The following is a 15270-nucleotide window of genomic DNA, read 5'->3' as shown; positions in this document are numbered from 1 at the left end:
TCGAGTCTAGGAGGTCAGCCCGGGCTTGTCTGCCCGGCCAGCTGATCGGCCAGACGGACGAAGGCCGCGAGATCCAGTTGTTCGGGGCGCAGACTGCCGTCCACCCCGGCGGCTTCGATGGCATCTTTGTCGAGCAGGCCTTTCAAGGTATTGCGCAGCGTCTTGCGGCGCTGGTTGAACGCCTCGCGGACCACCCGCTCGAGTTGGCGGACGTCCTTGGCCGGGTGCGGCAGCGTCTCATGGGGGACCAGGCGGACAATGGCCGAATCGACTTTCGGCGGCGGGTTGAAGGCGCCCGGTCCGACGTTGAACAGGTGCTCGACCCGGCAGTGATACTGCACCATGATCGACAAGCGGCCCCAGTCGCCGCCGCCCGGCTCGGCGGCCAGGCGTTCGACCACTTCCTTCTGGAGCATGAAATGCATATCACGGATCAGCCCGGCATGTTCCAGCAGATGGAAGATCAGTGGCGTGGAGATGTTGTACGGCAGGTTGCCGACCACCCGCAGGCTGCGCGGGGAGGCGTCGAGGCTGGCGAAGTCGAACTTCAGTGCATCGCCCTGGTGCAGGGTGAAGCCGGGATGAATACCGAACTTGAGCTTGAGCAGCGGGATCAGGTCGAGGTCCAGCTCGATCACATCGAGACGGGCGCCGCTGGCCAGCAGCCCTTCGGTCAGCGCGCCCTGGCCCGGACCGATCTCCACCAGGCGATCCCCCTCGCGAGCATTGATCGAGCGGAGAATCCGATGGATCACGCCGGCGTCGTGCAGAAAGTTCTGGCCGAAACGCTTGCGCGCGCGGTGTTGGTATAGCTCGGACACGAAGAAGGCTCCAAGCCTCGAGCAGCCCACATCAGGCCGGCTCGAAGCATAAAACAAGAAGGTGCGCAGCTTATCAGTTGAGGCCGCAGCCGGCATCCGGATTGGCTCTTGGTTGCCCTAGGGGTGTCTGCCGGTCATTTCGTAGGCCGTTTCCAGTGCCACGGCGAGGCTGCCGGTGTCGACCTTGCCGGTCGCGGCGAGATCCAGGGCGGTGCCGTGGTCCACCGACGTACGAACAATGGGCAGACCGAGGGTCACGTTCACCGCTGCACCGAAGCCCTTGTACTTGAGCACCGGTAGACCCTGGTCGTGGTACATCGCCAGGACCGCGTCGCAATGCTCCAGATATTTCGGGGTGAACAGGGTATCCGCCGGCAGCGGGCCGATCAGGTCGAGACCTTCCTGGCGCAGGGTTTCCAGAGCGGGCTCGATCACCTCGATTTCTTCGCGCCCGAGGTGACCGCTTTCTCCGGCGTGTGGATTGAGGCCACAAACCAGGATGCGCGGCCGGGCAATGCCGAACTTGTCGCGTAGGTCGGCATGCAGAATGCGCGCGACGCGGCTCAGCCGCTCGGCAGTGATGGCCGAGGCGACATCTTTCAGCGGCAGGTGGGTAGTTACCAGGGCGACGCGCAAACCGCGTGTGGCTAGCATCATCACCACTTGCTCGGTGCCGGTCAGTTCGGCGAGGAATTCGGTGTGCCCGGAAAAGGCGATGCCCGCCTCGTTGATCACACCCTTGTGTACCGGGGCGGTGATCATGCCGGCGAAATGACCGTCCAGGCAGCCTTGGCCGGCCCGGGTCAGGGTTTCCAGCACATAGGCGGCGTTGGCTCTGTCCAGTCGCCCGGGAGTGGCCGGGGTACGCAGAGGTGTATCCCAGACGTACAGGCTGCCGGCGGGTGCGGGTTCGTCGGGCCAGCTATCCGGGGTCACGGGCAAGAGCCGGACCGAGAGGTTCAACTGGGCGGCCCGCTGCACGAGCAGGTCCAGACTGGCGACGGCAATGAGGGGGTGAGGGTGGGGCTGCCCGGCGAGCAGCAGGCACAGGTCGGGGCCTATGCCGGCCGGCTCGCCGGGCGTCAGGGCGAAGCGCCGTGGCGTCACAGTTTGACTTCCACGTAGGCCTCGTCGCGGATCTGGCGCAACCAGGCTTGCAGTTCTTCGTCGTACTTGCGGTTACGCAGCAGGTTCATCGCCTGTTGCTCGCGGAACTGTTCGCTGCTGTCGGTGGCGCGGCGTCCCAGCACTTGCAGGACATGCCAGCCATAGGGGCTCTTGAACGGCTTGGAGATTTCGCCGCTCGCGGTATTGGCCATGACCTCGCGGAATTCCGGCACCAACGCGTTCGGATCGATCCAATTGAGATCGCCGCCGTTGAGTGCCGAGCCCGGGTCTTCGGAGAAGCTCTTCGCCAGTTCGGCGAAGTCCTCACCGGACTTGATGCGCTCGTACAGGCGCTCGGCCAGACGACGGGTCTCTTCTTCGCTACGGATTTCGCTGGGCTTGATCAGGATGTGGCGGACATGCACTTCGTCCCGTACCTGAGTGCCGCCGCCGCGCTTGTCGAGCAGCTTGAGGATGATGAAGCCGCCCGGGGTGCGCATTGGTTCGGTCTCTTCGCCGACCGACAGGGCGCTGATCATGCTGTCGAACGGCGGCGGCAGTTGCGCAGCCTTGCGCCAGCCCATGTCGCCGCCTTCCAGGGCGGTTTCGCTGGCCGAGCGGGCGATCGCCAGCTGGGCGAAGTCGGCTCCCTGGCGGAGCTGCTGGTAGAGGTCCTGGGCCTGGCGTTCGGCAGCCTGGATGGTGTCCGACGGGGCACCGTCCGGTACCGGGATCAGGATATTGGCCAGGCGGAACTCTTCGGACAGCTGCATCTTGCCGAGATCGGAGGCGAGAAAGTTCTGGACTTCCTGGTCGGTGACCTGGATGCGCTCGGCGACCCGGCGCTGGCGCACGCGGCTGATGATCATCTCGCGACGCACCTGGTCGCGGGCATCGGCGAAGGACAGGCCATCCTGGGCGAGGGCGGCGCGGAACTGCTCGACCGTCATGCCGTTGCGCTGAGCGATGGTGCCGATGGCCTGGTTCAGTTCTTCATCGGTGATGCGGATGCCGGAGCGTTCGCCGATCTGCAGCTGGATGTTCTCGATGATCAGCCGCTCCAGCACCTGCTGGCTCAGCACGTGCTCGGGCGGCAGTGCGGCACCGCGCTTGGCGATGGTCTGCTGCACCTCGTGCAGGCGCTGATCCAGTTGGCTCTGCATGATCACGTCGTTATCGACGATGGCCACGACCCGGTCCAGCGGGCGCACCTCGGCCGTTGTCGTGGTGCTGAGCGTTGCGTTCCCCAGGAGGAGGGCGCCCAGCAGCAGCGGGCGCAGACAATCAGAAAGCTTGGTCTTCACGTTCACGGTAACCTTGAATGCCTTGGTCGAGGAAAGACTCTACCTTGTTGCCAACGACCCCACCGAGGCCCTTCAGCACGATCTGCAGGAAGATGCCGCGGTCGGCTTCTTCGTTGAGGTCCGGGTTCAGGCTGTTTTCGTCGTAGTCGACCCAGTAGCGGTTGATCAGGCGCAGTTTCCAGCAGCAGCTGTCGTATTCGAAACCACCGAAGGCTTCCAGGGTGCGGCTGCGGTTGTAGTCGAACTGCCAGCGGGCGATGGCGCTCCACTGCGGGACCAGCGGCCAGATGACCGAAAAGTCATGCTGGTCGATCTTGTAGTAGTCCTTGATGTAGTTGTCGCTGCCGGGTGTGCCGAAGTCGCCGCCGAACTTCCAGGTACCGGTGGCCTGGTCGTAGCGCACGGTATCGTTGCGGTAGCGATAGCCGACGTTGACCACCTTGTTCGGGTTGTCTTCCGGCTGGTAGTGGAACATCAGGCTGCCGGAGCGGGTGCTGTGGCTGTCCGGGTCCCAGTTGTAGGTGGAGGACAGGCGCCAGTCGCGGTTGAAGCGGTACAGGTATTCCAGGGCGTAGGGCGATACATCGCTCTGCGCGTCGTCGCGGGTGCGGTAGTCGATGCCCGGCATCTGCACCTTGCGGTCGGCGAAGTAGAAGGCTTGGCCGAGGCTGACGCGCTGGCGCTCGAAGCCGTTCGGCTCGATCCAGCGGCTGGTCACGCCCAGGGACAGACGGTTTTCGTCGCCGATGCGGTCCTTGCCGGAGAAGCGGTTGTCACGCCACAGCGAGGCATAGCTGAAGCTGCTTTCGCTGGTGTCGAACACCGGGATGTCGTCCTGATCCTCTTTTGGCACGTAGAGATAGAACGCACGCGGTTCGAGGGTCTGGCGGAAGGAATGGCCGAACAGCTGGGTGTCGCGGTCGAAGTACAGGCCGCCGTCGAGGCCGAAGATCGGTACGCTGCGGTCCGGGGAGTCTTCGAAGTTGCCGGCGATCTGACTCTTGCCGATGGAGTCCAGGGTCAGGTCGTACTGGGTGTAGGCGTACTTGAGCGAGGGCTTGAGGAAGCCCCAGGTCCAGTTCAGCGGCAGGCTGATGCCCGGCTCCAGGTGGATACGATCGCCATTGGCGCGGGCGATGCCGCGGACATTGTTGTCGTACCAGCTCTCTGCGACGCCGTCTTCGTTGATGAAGTTGCCACTGCGCAGGTCGCGGTCGAAACGCACGAACTCGGTGCCGTAGGAGAAGTTAAGCCCGCCCGGCTGGAACGGCAGAGCACCGTTGAAGGTGACTTGCGGAAGGCGCTCGTACGGGGTGATGTCGGTCACCGTGGCCATTTCATAGGCATGCGCATTGAGGCGGGCGATGTAGTTGTCGCCGCGCCAGGTCAGCGTGCCGCGCTGGTTCACGAAGGTGTTCGAGCTGATTTCCAGGTCGCTGTCGAGATCCTGGAAGTAATAGGGGTCGCTGATGTCGGTGTAGTCGACTTCGGTCAGCAGACGGGAGTCCAGGCCACCCTTGTGCTGCCAGGTGTACATCCAGCGCTGGTCTTCGTATTCGGACTGCAGTTTGCGCTCGTCCTCCTTGTCGTCCAGCCAGGCGCCGCCCACTAGGCCTTCGCTGCTCTTGGTCAGGTAGCGGACCTCGCCTTCCATCAGCAGGCCGCGCTTGGCCATGTAGGTCGGGTAGAGGGTGGCGTCGTAGTTCGGCGCCAGGTTGAAGTAGTACGGCGTCTTCAACGAGAGGCCGGTGTCGCTCGACGTGCTGATGCTTGGCGCCAGGAAGCCGGACTGGCGGCGGTCGTCGATCGGGAAATAGATGTAGGGGGTGTAGAAGACCGGAACGTCCTTCACCCGCAGGGTCACGTTGGTCGCGGTACCGAAGCCGGTGGCCGGGTTCAAGGTGACGTTGTTGCCCTTCAGGTGCCAGGCGTTGCTGCCCGGCTCGCAACGGGTGTAGGTACCGTCCTTGAGCCGGATGATCGCGGTTTCCTCGCGCTTGGCATACAGCGCGCTGCCGCGGACGTGGCCCTGGTGGATGACGTATTCGGCGTTGTCGATCTTGGCTTCGCCGTTGTCCAACTGCAGTTCGGCGCGGTCGCCGACCACCAGCGTGCCCTTGTCGCGCAGGCGGACATTGCCCACCAGTTCGCCACGGTTTTCCGCCTGGCGCAGGTTGGCCTCGTCGGCTTCCACCTGCATGCTGCCCTGGCGCATCACCACGTCGCCGGCGAGCGTCGCGACCTGTTGTTCCTGCTCGTAGCGCGAGGCCTTGGCCGAGAGGTACATCGGTGCTTCGTTCAGCGGGGTGGTATCGTCCATGCCTGGACGGACCGGTTCTACGTAGGCGCCGGCGCAGTAAGGACCGGCTTCCGCCAGTTGAGCGGGCGTGAGGTTTTCGCGCGGGACCCAGTCCAGATGGCTATAGTCGGCGCTACGGGATACCAGGCCTTTGCCCTTGCTCTCGGTGACCAGTGTGGGCGCGGCGGCCTGCTGCTGGGCGCTGCTCCCCTGGACGGTGCCGGAGGCGACGCCGGAGCTGACGGCAGTGGCACTGTGCACCGGGCGTGGCGGCAGTGCGGCGGCCGGTGCGCTCGGTGCGCAGGCCCAGCCGCCGGTGGCGGAGGCCTTGCAGTCGAATTGCTCGGCAGCGAAAACAAAGGGAGCGGCTACGGGCTGCATGGCCAGCAGACTGCCGGTAACCAGCAGAGGGAATTTCTTACGAAACGCGGGAGAATGTACTGCCATCTTGTTAGTCCGGGCTTCCTGCGCGCCATCGGCCCGGGGGGCCGCACGCCTCTCGATGGGCTGAAAAAGATGCTGGATAATAAAGCATGACCCGTATAACGGCTAGCGCCGTCGGAGACCCTGTAAATGCGTGATGAAGATGTACGCCTCCAGCAACTGACCGGCTGGCTGGATCAGCAGTTGCCTGCCTTGTTCGCCGCCGAAGGGTGGGGGGCGGTGACGTCCGGCCGTCTGACACCCGCCAGCAGCGATGCGAGTTTTCGCCGTTATTTCCGCTGGGAGGACGGCACCCGCAGCCTGATTCTCATGGATGCGCCGCCACCGCAGGAAAACTGCGCGCCCTTCGTCAAGGTCGCCGGCCTGCTGGCGGGCTCTGGGGTACATGTGCCGCGGATTCTCGCCGCGGAGCTGGAACGAGGCTTCCTGCTGCTCGACGATCTGGGGCGGCAGACTTACCTCGACGTGATCGATGCGGACAATGCCGAAGCGCTGTTCGAGGATGCCATCAAAGCCTTGCTGGCGTTCCAACGCCTGCCGCTGGACGCCGGGCTGCCCTGCTACGACGACGCCCTGTTGCGGCGTGAATTGCAACTGTTCCCCGACTGGTACCTGCAACGTCATCTGGACATCAGCCTGGAAGGAGAAACGCTGGCTGCCTGGCAGCGGGTCTGCGACCTGCTGGTCGAGAGCGCTCTGAGTCAGCCCCGGGTATTCGTGCACCGCGACTTCATGCCACGCAATCTGATGCTGAGCCGACCCAATCCGGGCATCCTGGATTTCCAGGACGCGGTGTACGGGCCGGTCACCTATGACATCACCTGCCTGTTCAAGGATGCCTTCCTCAGTTGGCCTGAGCCGCGTGTGCAGGACTGGCTGCTGCGTTACTGGCGTCGTGCGACCGAGGCCGGCGTACCGGTACAGGAGAGTTTCGACGCCTTCTACCGCGCCAGCGATCTGATGGGCGTACAGCGGCACCTGAAGGTGATCGGCATCTTCGCCCGCATCTGCCATCGCGACGGTAAGCCGAAGTACCTCGGCGACGTGCCGCGCTTCTTCCGTTATATCGAGGCGGTGATCGCGCGCCGGCCCGAGCTGGCCGAGCTGGGGCAGTTGCTTGCTTCCCTGCCGCGTACCGAGGCGGTGTCGCCATGAAGGCGATGATCCTGGCTGCCGGCAAGGGCGAACGGCTGCGCCCGCTGACGCTGCATACCCCCAAGCCCCTGGTGCGGGCGGCCGGCGTGCCGCTCATCGAGTATCACCTGCGCAACCTCGCTGCGGCTGGTTTTCGCCAGTTGGTGATCAACCATGCCTGGCTCGGCGAGCAGATCGAAAACCACCTGGGCGACGGCGCGCGCTTCGGCCTGGAGATCGCCTATTCCGCCGAAGGGGAACCGCTGGAGACCGGTGGCGGCATTTTCCGCGCCTTGCCGTTGCTTGGCGATGAGCCGTTCCTGGTGGTCAACGGCGATATCTGGACCGACTATGACTTTTCCTCGTTGCGCCGTCCGCTGACCGACTTGGCCCATCTGGTACTGGTGGATAATCCGGCTCATCACGCCGGGGGCGATTTCCGCCTGTACGACAGCCAGGTGGAGGACGCCATCGCCGGCCAGCCCAGCCTGACCTACAGTGGCATCGCGGTGTTGCACCCGCGCTTGTTCGCCGGCTGCCGGGACAGCGCCTTCAAGCTGGCGCCCCTGCTGCGCGACGCCATGCGCGAGGGGCTGGTGAGCGGCGAGCACTTCCGCGGGCGCTGGGTTGATGTGGGCACCCACGAGCGGCTGGCCGACGTCGAGCGCCTGTTGGCGTCGGAGGTCTGATTGTTCTGGCCGACCACTCTGCTCGGTGCGCTGGTCGGTTTGGCCCTGGCCAGCATTCCGGGGGCTTTGCTGGGCGGATTGCTCGGGCAGGTCCTGGATCGACGCCTCCAGCTCGATTCCTGGGCCAGCCTGCGGGAGCGCCTCGGCGGCACGCCGGCCCCTCGTTCGGATGAATTGCTGTTTATCCTGCTCGGCCGTCTGGCCAAGAGCGACGGGCGTGTGAGGGAGGCGCATATCCAGCAGGCGCGGGCTGAGATGCGCCGCCTGGGCCTGAACGAGACGGCCACGCGTGCGGCTATCGAAGCCTTTTCCAGGGGCAAGACCGGTGAGGATGGGCTACGAGCCCCACTGCGGCGGCTGCGCGGCCAGCGTGCGGAGGCGGAACGGCTCCTGCGCTGTTGCTGGCGCATGGCCGCGGCCGATGGTCGGATCGGACCGCGTGAGCGGGAATTGATCCTGCTCTGGGGAAAATGGCTGGGGTGGACCACACCGGAGGTGGAGGCGCTGGAAGTGCGCTGCGAATCGCCCAAGGCGCCTCCCGCCACAGCCGGCAGCGCCTATCTGGAAGCGCTTCGCCTGTTGTCGGTCAGCCCCGACAGCGAGCCGGAGACCATCAAGCGGGCCTATCGCCGACTGCTCAGCCGTCACCATCCGGACAAGCTGGCCGGCGCTGGGGCGAGCCCGGCGCGGGTTCGCGAAGCCACCGACAAGACGCGCGAGTTGCACAATGCTTATGCATTGATCCGTGAGCGCCACGGGTTCCGCTGAGAGCCGCCGTTATCCCTTGGCCCGGGCGTGCAGCATCAGCCAGCCCTTGATGCGCCGGTAAAGCTGTTCCTGTTCCGCAGCCGAATTTCCGGGCAGGGCTTTCATGGCGATCTGAATGTAGGCCGGGTGCTGCTGGCGTTTGCCGGCCTGCATGCGCTGCGCCGCGGCGTTGCGGTCGGCGGGTTGGTCCTTGTAGTAGAAGTCGCCGGTGGCCAGCTTCAGTGCCGGCACCAGGTCCTCCAGCTCCGGCGCGAATCCGCTCGGGACACGTGCTGCCACCATCAGCAGGTTCTGGATGCGCTCCGGCTTGCGCTCGGCGAGGTACTGGGCTGCCCAGTAGGCGCCAGTGCCGTGGCCGAGCAGCACGATCTCGCTGGCGTTCTGTTCCAGGGCGAAGTCGACACCGCTCTGGATGCGCGCCAATACCTTTTCCATATGAGCCTGTCGACGAGCCTCCGGGGTTTCCGTGGGTATCGTCTCGGCCGGAGCGGTGGCCGCTTCCGGGGCCTGCATGCCACCGGCTTCGGCGGGGTTCGTTGGCGCCTCCGGGACGGGGGCCTCGGCTTCTTCCTTCGATGTCGCCTCGCCTGCCTCGACGCTTTCCGTCGGTTCTACCGGTTGCCCGACGGGGCGGGGTGGTGGCAAGTCGTCCAGCGGGTCGGGCAAGGTCAGGCTCAGGGTGTGCCAGCCGGCATCCGGCAACTTGCGTCGCAGCGGACCGATGGCCTGAGGGGCATCGGCGCTCTCCGAGTCGCCGGGGAGCAGGATCACCACCCCCTTCGGCGTACCGGTATTGGCCGGTTGCCAGAGTGCGAGGAAATCGTCGTCGCCGGCTTTCAGACGCTGCTGTTCCTTGTGCGGTAGCTGGCGTTCCAGTCCGGCAGCCTCGTCCTGGCTGCGTTCCGGCAACGGACTGCGCTGCGTCGCTTGCGGTTCGGCGGGGGCTTCCTCGGCAGGCGGCTCCGCCGGCGGGGACTGCTCCTCGGCATGCAAGGCCGCGTAGGGCAGCAACAGGCCCAGGCAGAGAATGGAGAGGGGGCGAGCGGTGCGAGGCATCGATGTATTCCTGTCTTGACGACATTGGCAGCCTAAACGGCTGTTCCGCATTTGTCAGGCTTCGCCAGGGCGAGGCGGCTGGAGTAAGGTATGCCAGCCCTCTTTCGAACTGCCGGCCGCGCGGTGTGCTGCATGATCCGTCCGTTATCCGTTGTTCTGCTCCTGGCCTGGCTGCTGCCGGTCGGGGTATTCGCCGCGCCGCCGCCCGCTCCCCTGGCTCTCGATCCGGCCCAGCGCAACTGGCTGGAGGAACATCGTCAACTGCGTGTCGGGGTGGTGTTGCAGGCGCCGTATGCGCAGTACGACCGGCGTCTGCAGCAGCTCGCCGGCGCCAATGTCGAGCTGATGGAGAGTCTCGCCCGGCTGTTACAGGTGGAACTGGTCTGGTACCGCTATGACGATCTGGCCGCGCTCGAAGCCGCCGCCCGCGACAGGCGCATCGACCTCGCGCCTGGCCTGAGTCAGACACCGGCCGGCCTGCGCCTCTGGCTTTTTTCCGATCCCTATATGCGGGTACCGCATTTGCTCGTGGGTGAGCGCAATGGAGGCGGGGCCGTCGAGTTGGAGCAGCTCGGCATGACCGATCCGGTGGCGGTGCGCATGCCTGGCCCGGTGGCCGATTACTTGCGCGGTAACTATCCGAACCTGGCCCTGCGGGCGGCCGCGTCGGAGCGGCAGGCCTTGCAGAGCCTGCTCCGCCAGGAAGTGCGCTATGCGGTACTCGATGAAGCGCAGTTCGGCCGCCTGAGTCGAGAACCGGAATTCGCCGGGCTGGGGATGGTCGGCGATATCGGTTTCCCCCAGTTGCTCCGCGTCGCCTCCCGCCGCGATTGGCCGCAGTTGGCCGCCGTCCTGGATGCGGCGTTGCGGGCGTTGCCGGCGAAAGAGCTGGAAGCCCTGCGCGAGCGCTGGTTGCTGCCCAAGTATCCGAGCCTCGGCGAGTCGAGGGGTTTCTGGCAGAACCTCAGCCTGCTGCTTGCCGTGCTGCTGCTGGCGACCATGGCCATCGTCGCCTGGCTGCGTCGCCAGCAGCATGTGCTGGAGACCCGGTTGGCCGATGCGCGCCATACCATCGAGCTGCGCGACGCCGCCGAAGAGGCGCTGCGTCTGACTCAGTTCTCCGTCGACGAAAGCACCGTCGGCATCCTCTGGGTCAACTGGGATAGCCGGGTGCGTTATGCCAACCGCGCGGCCGAGGACATGCTCGGTTACGCCCAGGGGGCGTTGCTGGAGCGGCCTCTGTCCGACTTCGAGGTGAGCCTGAGCATGGATCGCTGGCTGGGGCTGTGGAAACGGGCGCGCGCCGCGGAAGGTCCGCTCAGTTTCGAGACGCAGTGCCGCCGCGCCGATGGCAGCGAACTGCCGGCCGACGTCTCCTTGAGCTTCCTGCGCTTTCGCGAAAGCGAGTACCTGCTGGTGTTTCTCACCGACGTCACCGAGCGCCGCCGTGCCCGCGCCGCGCTGGAAGAAAGCGAGGCCCGGCTGACAGGTATCGCGGCCAACGTGCCGGGGTTGGTGTTTCGTCTGGAACGGCCGCACATCGACGCCTCGGTGGTGTTCGCCTTCATCGGCGAGGGCAGCGAAAGCCTGGTCGGATATTCGGCGAGCACCCTGCTGCAGCCGGATCGCGGCATTCGCAGTCTGGTCCACCCGGACGACCGGGCTTCCTACGAAAGCACCCAGGAACAGGCTTTGCGCGAAGAGCGCGACTGGCACTGGCAGGGCCGCATCCTGACCCAGGCTGGCGAGCCGCGCTGGGCGGATATCAAGGCCACCGCCCGGCGTTTCGACAATGGGCGCGTGGTGTGGGATGGCATCGTCTGGGATATCAGCGCGAACAAGCGGATCGAGCTGGAGCTGGCCGACTCTCGTGCGCAGTTGCGCGAGTTGTCGGCGCATCTGGAGACGGTGCGCGAGGAGGAGAAGGCGCGCATCGCCCGCGAGGTCCACGACGAACTGGGCCAGGTGCTGACCGTGCTCAAGCTGGAGACCTCGATGTGCGAGCTGGCCTACGCCGAACTCGATCCCGGCCTGGGCGAGCGCTTGGACAATATGAAGCGGCTGATCGCGCAGTTGTTCCAACTGGTGCGCGACGTGGCCACCGCCCTGCGCCCGCCAATTCTGGATGCCGGTATCGCCTCGGCCATCGAATGGCAGGCCCAGCGCTTCGAGGCGCGGACGCAGATTCCCTGCCTGGTGGAGGTGCCGGAGAGCGTGCCGCCCTTATCGGATGCCAAGGCCATCGGCCTGTTCCGCGTGCTGCAGGAGGCGCTGACCAACGTGATCCGGCATGCCGAGGCGCATACTGTGACGGTGCGCCTGAGCCTCGAAGCCGGCGAGTTGTGCCTGTACATCAGCGACGATGGGCGCGGGTTCAGCCCGAGCGAGCGCCGGGGCAGTTCGTTCGGGTTGGTCGGCATGCGCGAGCGGGTGCTGATGCTCGGCGGTAGGCTGAGCATCGACAGCCAGCCGGGCGAGGGCACCACGCTGCGGGTATGCATGTTTCTGGATAAGGAGGAAGCCGCGTGATCCGGGTTCTGGTAGCGGAAGATCACACCATCGTCCGCGAGGGCATCAAGCAACTCATCGGCATGGCGAAGGACCTCAAGGTGGTGGGCGAGGCCTGCAACGGGGAGCAGTTGATGGAGACCCTGCGGCAGACCCCTTGCGAGGTGGTATTGCTGGATATCTCCATGCCGGGCGTGAATGGCCTGGAAGCGATTCCGCGCATCCGCGCCCTGACCCAGCCGCCGGCAATCCTGGTGCTGTCGATGCACGATGAGGCGCAGATGGCGGCGCGCGCGCTGAAGATCGGCGCGGCGGGCTATGCGACCAAGGACAGCGACCCGGCCCTGCTCCTCACCGCGATCCGCAAGGTGGCGTCGGGTGGCCGCTACATCGATCCGGAGCTGGCCGACCGCATGGTCTTCGAGGTCGGCCTGACCGATTCGCGTCCGCCCCATGCCACCTTGTCCGAGCGGGAGTTTTCGGTCTTCGAGCGGCTGGTGCAGGGGGAGGGCGTCAACGAGATCGCCCAGCACCTGGCGGTGAGCAGCAAGACCGTCAGCACCCACAAGGCCCGCCTGATGCAGAAGCTGGGCGCTCATTCGGTGGCCGAGCTGGTGCGCTATGCGGTGGAGCACAAGCTGATCTGACCCATCCGCCGGAAGGAGGACTACAGCCCGCGTCCGATCGGACTTGCCTATTTGCGACCTGTCTGTCGCAACAGCTCCGATGGTTGTGTTGGTGACTTATCCAAAAGCGACAAGCGTGTAGGGCGAGCCCTACACGACATTCTCGCAGCCCCCTATAGCAATCTCTCCCCAGCGCCGATTTGCGCGCCGTTTCGCCTTATCTAGGCTTATTGACAACGGCAACCATAACAACAAGGTGCGGTGATGGTCGGGACTACAACGACTGGGGCGAGCGACGTGCTGGTCAGCTTCCGTGGCGTGCAGAAGAGCTACGACGGCGAGACGCTCATTGTCAAAGACCTCAACCTGGACATTCGCAAAGGCGAATTCCTCACGCTGCTGGGGCCGTCCGGTTCCGGCAAGACCACCAGCCTGATGATGCTGGCCGGCTTCGAAACCCCCACTTCCGGGGAAATCCTCCTCGCTGGCCGCTCCATCAACAATGTGCCGCCGCACAAGCGCGACATCGGCATGGTGTTTCAGAACTATGCGCTGTTCCCGCACATGACTGTGGCGGAGAACCTGGCGTTTCCCCTGACGGTACGCGGCCTGGCCAAGCCGGATATCGGCGAGCGGGTCAAGCGCGCGCTGTCCATGGTGCAGCTCGACGCTTTCGGCGGCCGTTACCCGGCCCAGCTTTCCGGTGGCCAGCAGCAGCGCGTGGCCTTGGCCCGCGCCCTGGTGTTCGAACCCCAGCTGGTGCTGATGGACGAACCGCTCGGCGCACTGGACAAGCAACTGCGCGAGCACATGCAGATGGAGATCAAGCACCTCCACGAGCGGCTCGGCGTCACTGTGGTCTACGTCACCCACGACCAGGGTGAGGCGCTGACCATGTCTGACCGCGTGGCGGTGTTCCACCAGGGCGAAATCCAGCAGATCGACGCACCGCGCAACCTGTACGAACACCCGAAGAACAGCTTCGTCGCCAACTTCATCGGCGAAAACAACCGGCTCAGTGGACAGTTGCTCAGCCGCGAGGGTGAGCGCTGTGTGATCGGCCTGCCGCGCGGCGAAAAGGTCGAGGCGCTGGCGGTGAACGTCGGCCAGCCGGGCGATCCGGTGACTCTGTCGATCCGTCCCGAGCGAGTTCGCCTCAATGGCGGCAGCGACGCCTGTACCAACCGCTTCTCCGGAAGGGTGGCGGAATTCATCTATCTGGGCGACCACGTGCGCATCCGTCTGGAGGTCTGTGGTCAGTCCGACTTCTTCGTCAAACAACCCATCGCCGAGCTCGATCCGGCGTTGGCGGTGGGCGACGTTGTGCCGCTGGGCTGGCAACTCGAACACGTCCGCGCCTTGGACGCACTCCCAGCAAACTGACTCGCGTTCCAAATCTGCCAAACACAAGAAAGGAGAACACTATGTCGTTTCGCTTGAAAGTCGCCGCCCTGGCCGTCGCCATGGCTTCTTCCACTCCCTTGCTGGCGGCCGACCTGACCGTCATTTCCTTCGGTGGCGCGAACAAGGACGCCCAGGCCAAGGCCTACTACCAGCCTTTCGAAGCTGCCACCGGCAACAAGATCATCGCCGGCGAGTACAACGGCGAGATGGCCAAGGTGAAAGCCATGGTCGACACCAACAGCGTGACCTGGGACCTGGTCGAAGTGGAGTCGCCGGAACTCTCCCGCGGCTGCGACGAAGACATGTTCGAAGAGCTGGACTACAGCGTGCTGGGCGGCAAGGACAACCTGGTCCCCGGCGCCGCGCAGCTCTGTGGCGTAGGCTTCTTCGTCTGGTCCACCGTACTGGCCTACAACGCCGACAAACTGCAATCCGCACCGACCAGTTGGGCCGATTTCTGGGACGTGAAGAAATTCCCCGGCAAGCGTGGCCTGCGCAAGGGCGCCAAGTACACCCTGGAATTCGCCCTGATGGCCGACGGCGTCGCGCCGAAGGACGTCTACAAGGTTCTGGCGAGCAAGGACGGCCAGGAGCGCGCCTTCAAGAAACTCGACGAGTTGAAGCCGCACATCCAGTGGTGGGAAGCCGGCGCCCAGCCGCCGCAGTACCTCGCCTCCGGCGACGTCGTGATGAGTTCGGCCTACAACGGGCGCATCGCTGCGGTGCAGAAGGAAAGCAACCTGAAGGTGGTGTGGGACGGCGGCATCTATGACTTCGACGCCTGGGCCATTCCGAAGGGCGCGAAGAACAAGGATGAAGCACTGAAGTTCATTGCCTTCAGCCTGAAGCCCGAGCAGCAGAAGATCTACTCCGAGAACATCGCCTACGGTCCGGCCAACAAGCAGGCGGTCTCGCTGCTCGACCCGGCGCTGCTCAAGGACATGCCGACCACCCCGGAAAACATCGCCAACCAGGTGGCCATGGACGTGACCTTCTGGGCCGACTTCGGCGAGCAACTGGAACAGCGTTTCAACGCCTGGGCAGCGAAGTAAGCCTGCTGGCCCTCTCCCGGCGAGGGGGAGGGCCGATTCCGATTTCCTAGTTTCCGGG

At 65.0% G+C, this 15270-nt stretch carries 12 protein-coding genes; 7 read left to right on the top strand and 5 right to left on the bottom strand.

Translation table 11 applies throughout. From position 1 onward, the window contains the following. Window positions 1–14: 14 nt before the first annotated feature. From rsmA to PIN01S_RS12345, 4 genes are all read right to left on the bottom strand, one after another. Complete coding sequence (gene rsmA / locus PIN01S_RS12360; RefSeq protein ID WP_084335976.1) at window positions 15–821, bottom strand: 16S rRNA (adenine(1518)-N(6)/adenine(1519)-N(6))-dimethyltransferase RsmA; 807 nt, start codon at window positions 819–821, stop codon at window positions 15–17. A gap of 117 nt (window positions 822–938) precedes the next feature. Continuing rightward, window positions 939–1928 (bottom strand): 4-hydroxythreonine-4-phosphate dehydrogenase PdxA, encoded by a 990-nt coding sequence (gene pdxA / locus PIN01S_RS12355; RefSeq protein ID WP_084335975.1) that lies wholly within the window; start codon window positions 1926–1928, stop codon window positions 939–941. Beyond that, window positions 1925–3232 carry a peptidylprolyl isomerase gene (locus PIN01S_RS12350; RefSeq protein WP_169715827.1) on the bottom strand — a complete coding sequence of 436 codons (1308 nt, stop codon included), beginning with the start codon at window positions 3230–3232 and terminating at the stop codon, window positions 1925–1927. Before PIN01S_RS12350 ends, pdxA begins: the two co-directional genes overlap by 4 nt. Then, window positions 3213–5978, bottom strand: coding sequence for an LPS-assembly protein LptD (locus PIN01S_RS12345; RefSeq protein WP_084335973.1), 2766 nt, complete (start codon window positions 5976–5978; stop codon window positions 3213–3215). The genes PIN01S_RS12350 and PIN01S_RS12345 overlap by 20 nt, the downstream gene beginning before the upstream one ends. Before the next feature lie 126 nt (window positions 5979–6104). On the opposite strand from PIN01S_RS12345, the gene PIN01S_RS12340 reads away from it, so the two are divergent. The 3 genes from PIN01S_RS12340 to PIN01S_RS12330 are packed head-to-tail and all read left to right on the top strand — an operon-like array spanning window position 6105 to window position 8566. After that, entirely contained in the window at window positions 6105–7130 is a 1026-nt protein-coding gene (locus PIN01S_RS12340) for an aminoglycoside phosphotransferase family protein (RefSeq protein WP_084335972.1), read from the top strand. Beyond that, a complete protein-coding gene (murU, locus tag PIN01S_RS12335; protein ID WP_084335971.1) occupies window positions 7127–7798 on the top strand; it encodes an N-acetylmuramate alpha-1-phosphate uridylyltransferase MurU in 672 nt (223 codons plus the stop codon). The genes PIN01S_RS12340 and murU overlap by 4 nt, the downstream gene beginning before the upstream one ends. Further along, window positions 7799–8566 (top strand): TerB family tellurite resistance protein, encoded by a 768-nt coding sequence (locus tag PIN01S_RS12330; protein WP_084335970.1) that lies wholly within the window; start codon window positions 7799–7801, stop codon window positions 8564–8566. It abuts the gene before it with no gap. Between the two features lie 9 nt (window positions 8567–8575). Here the strand turns inward: PIN01S_RS12330 and PIN01S_RS12325 are convergent, their stop codons facing one another. Then, the gene (locus PIN01S_RS12325) at window positions 8576–9622 is read right to left on the bottom strand and encodes an alpha/beta hydrolase family protein (protein ID WP_084335969.1); all 1047 of its coding nucleotides are present in this window, start codon (window positions 9620–9622) and stop codon (window positions 8576–8578) included. Window positions 9623–9754: 132 nt separating this feature from the next. On the opposite strand from PIN01S_RS12325, the gene PIN01S_RS12320 reads away from it, so the two are divergent. The 4 genes from PIN01S_RS12320 to PIN01S_RS12305 all read left to right on the top strand — a co-directional run bounded on the left by PIN01S_RS12320 (window position 9755) and on the right by PIN01S_RS12305 (window position 15212). Continuing rightward, window positions 9755–12151 (top strand): PAS domain-containing sensor histidine kinase, encoded by a 2397-nt coding sequence (locus PIN01S_RS12320; protein ID WP_084336120.1) that lies wholly within the window; start codon window positions 9755–9757, stop codon window positions 12149–12151. Beyond that, complete coding sequence (locus PIN01S_RS12315) at window positions 12148–12777, top strand: response regulator (protein WP_084335968.1); 630 nt, start codon at window positions 12148–12150, stop codon at window positions 12775–12777. Before PIN01S_RS12320 ends, PIN01S_RS12315 begins: the two co-directional genes overlap by 4 nt. A gap of 243 nt (window positions 12778–13020) precedes the next feature. Beyond that, entirely contained in the window at window positions 13021–14139 is a 1119-nt protein-coding gene (locus PIN01S_RS12310) for an ABC transporter ATP-binding protein (RefSeq protein ID WP_084335967.1), read from the top strand. Between the two features lie 41 nt (window positions 14140–14180). Next, window positions 14181–15212: an ABC transporter substrate-binding protein gene (locus tag PIN01S_RS12305; protein WP_084335966.1), complete on the top strand. Its 1032-nt coding sequence runs from the start codon at window positions 14181–14183 to the stop codon at window positions 15210–15212. The last annotated feature ends 58 nt before the right edge of the window (window positions 15213–15270 follow it).

This window comes from Pseudomonas indica NBRC 103045 (assembly GCF_002091635.1).
In the GTDB taxonomy this organism is placed as follows: domain Bacteria; phylum Pseudomonadota; class Gammaproteobacteria; order Pseudomonadales; family Pseudomonadaceae; genus Pseudomonas_M; species Pseudomonas_M indica.
The sequence above is the reverse complement of the archived record's forward strand: the minus strand, read 5'-3'. Positions and strand labels throughout refer to the sequence as shown.

Excerpts from the sequence above, each read along its gene's own strand:
- PIN01S_RS12305 (WP_084335966.1), top strand. The coding sequence starts at position 14,181 with ATGTCGTTTCGCTTGAAAGTCGCCGCCCTGGCCGTCGCCATGGCTTCT.
- murU (WP_084335971.1), top strand. The coding sequence starts at position 7,127 with ATGAAGGCGATGATCCTGGCTGCCGGCAAGGGCGAACGGCTGCGCCCG.
- PIN01S_RS12320 (WP_084336120.1), top strand. The coding sequence starts at position 9,755 with ATGATCCGTCCGTTATCCGTTGTTCTGCTCCTGGCCTGGCTGCTGCCG.
- PIN01S_RS12345 (WP_084335973.1), bottom strand. The coding sequence starts at position 5,978 with ATGGCAGTACATTCTCCCGCGTTTCGTAAGAAATTCCCTCTGCTGGTT.
- PIN01S_RS12310 (WP_084335967.1), top strand. The coding sequence starts at position 13,021 with ATGGTCGGGACTACAACGACTGGGGCGAGCGACGTGCTGGTCAGCTTC.
- PIN01S_RS12325 (WP_084335969.1), bottom strand. The coding sequence starts at position 9,622 with ATGCCTCGCACCGCTCGCCCCCTCTCCATTCTCTGCCTGGGCCTGTTG.
- PIN01S_RS12340 (WP_084335972.1), top strand. The coding sequence starts at position 6,105 with ATGCGTGATGAAGATGTACGCCTCCAGCAACTGACCGGCTGGCTGGAT.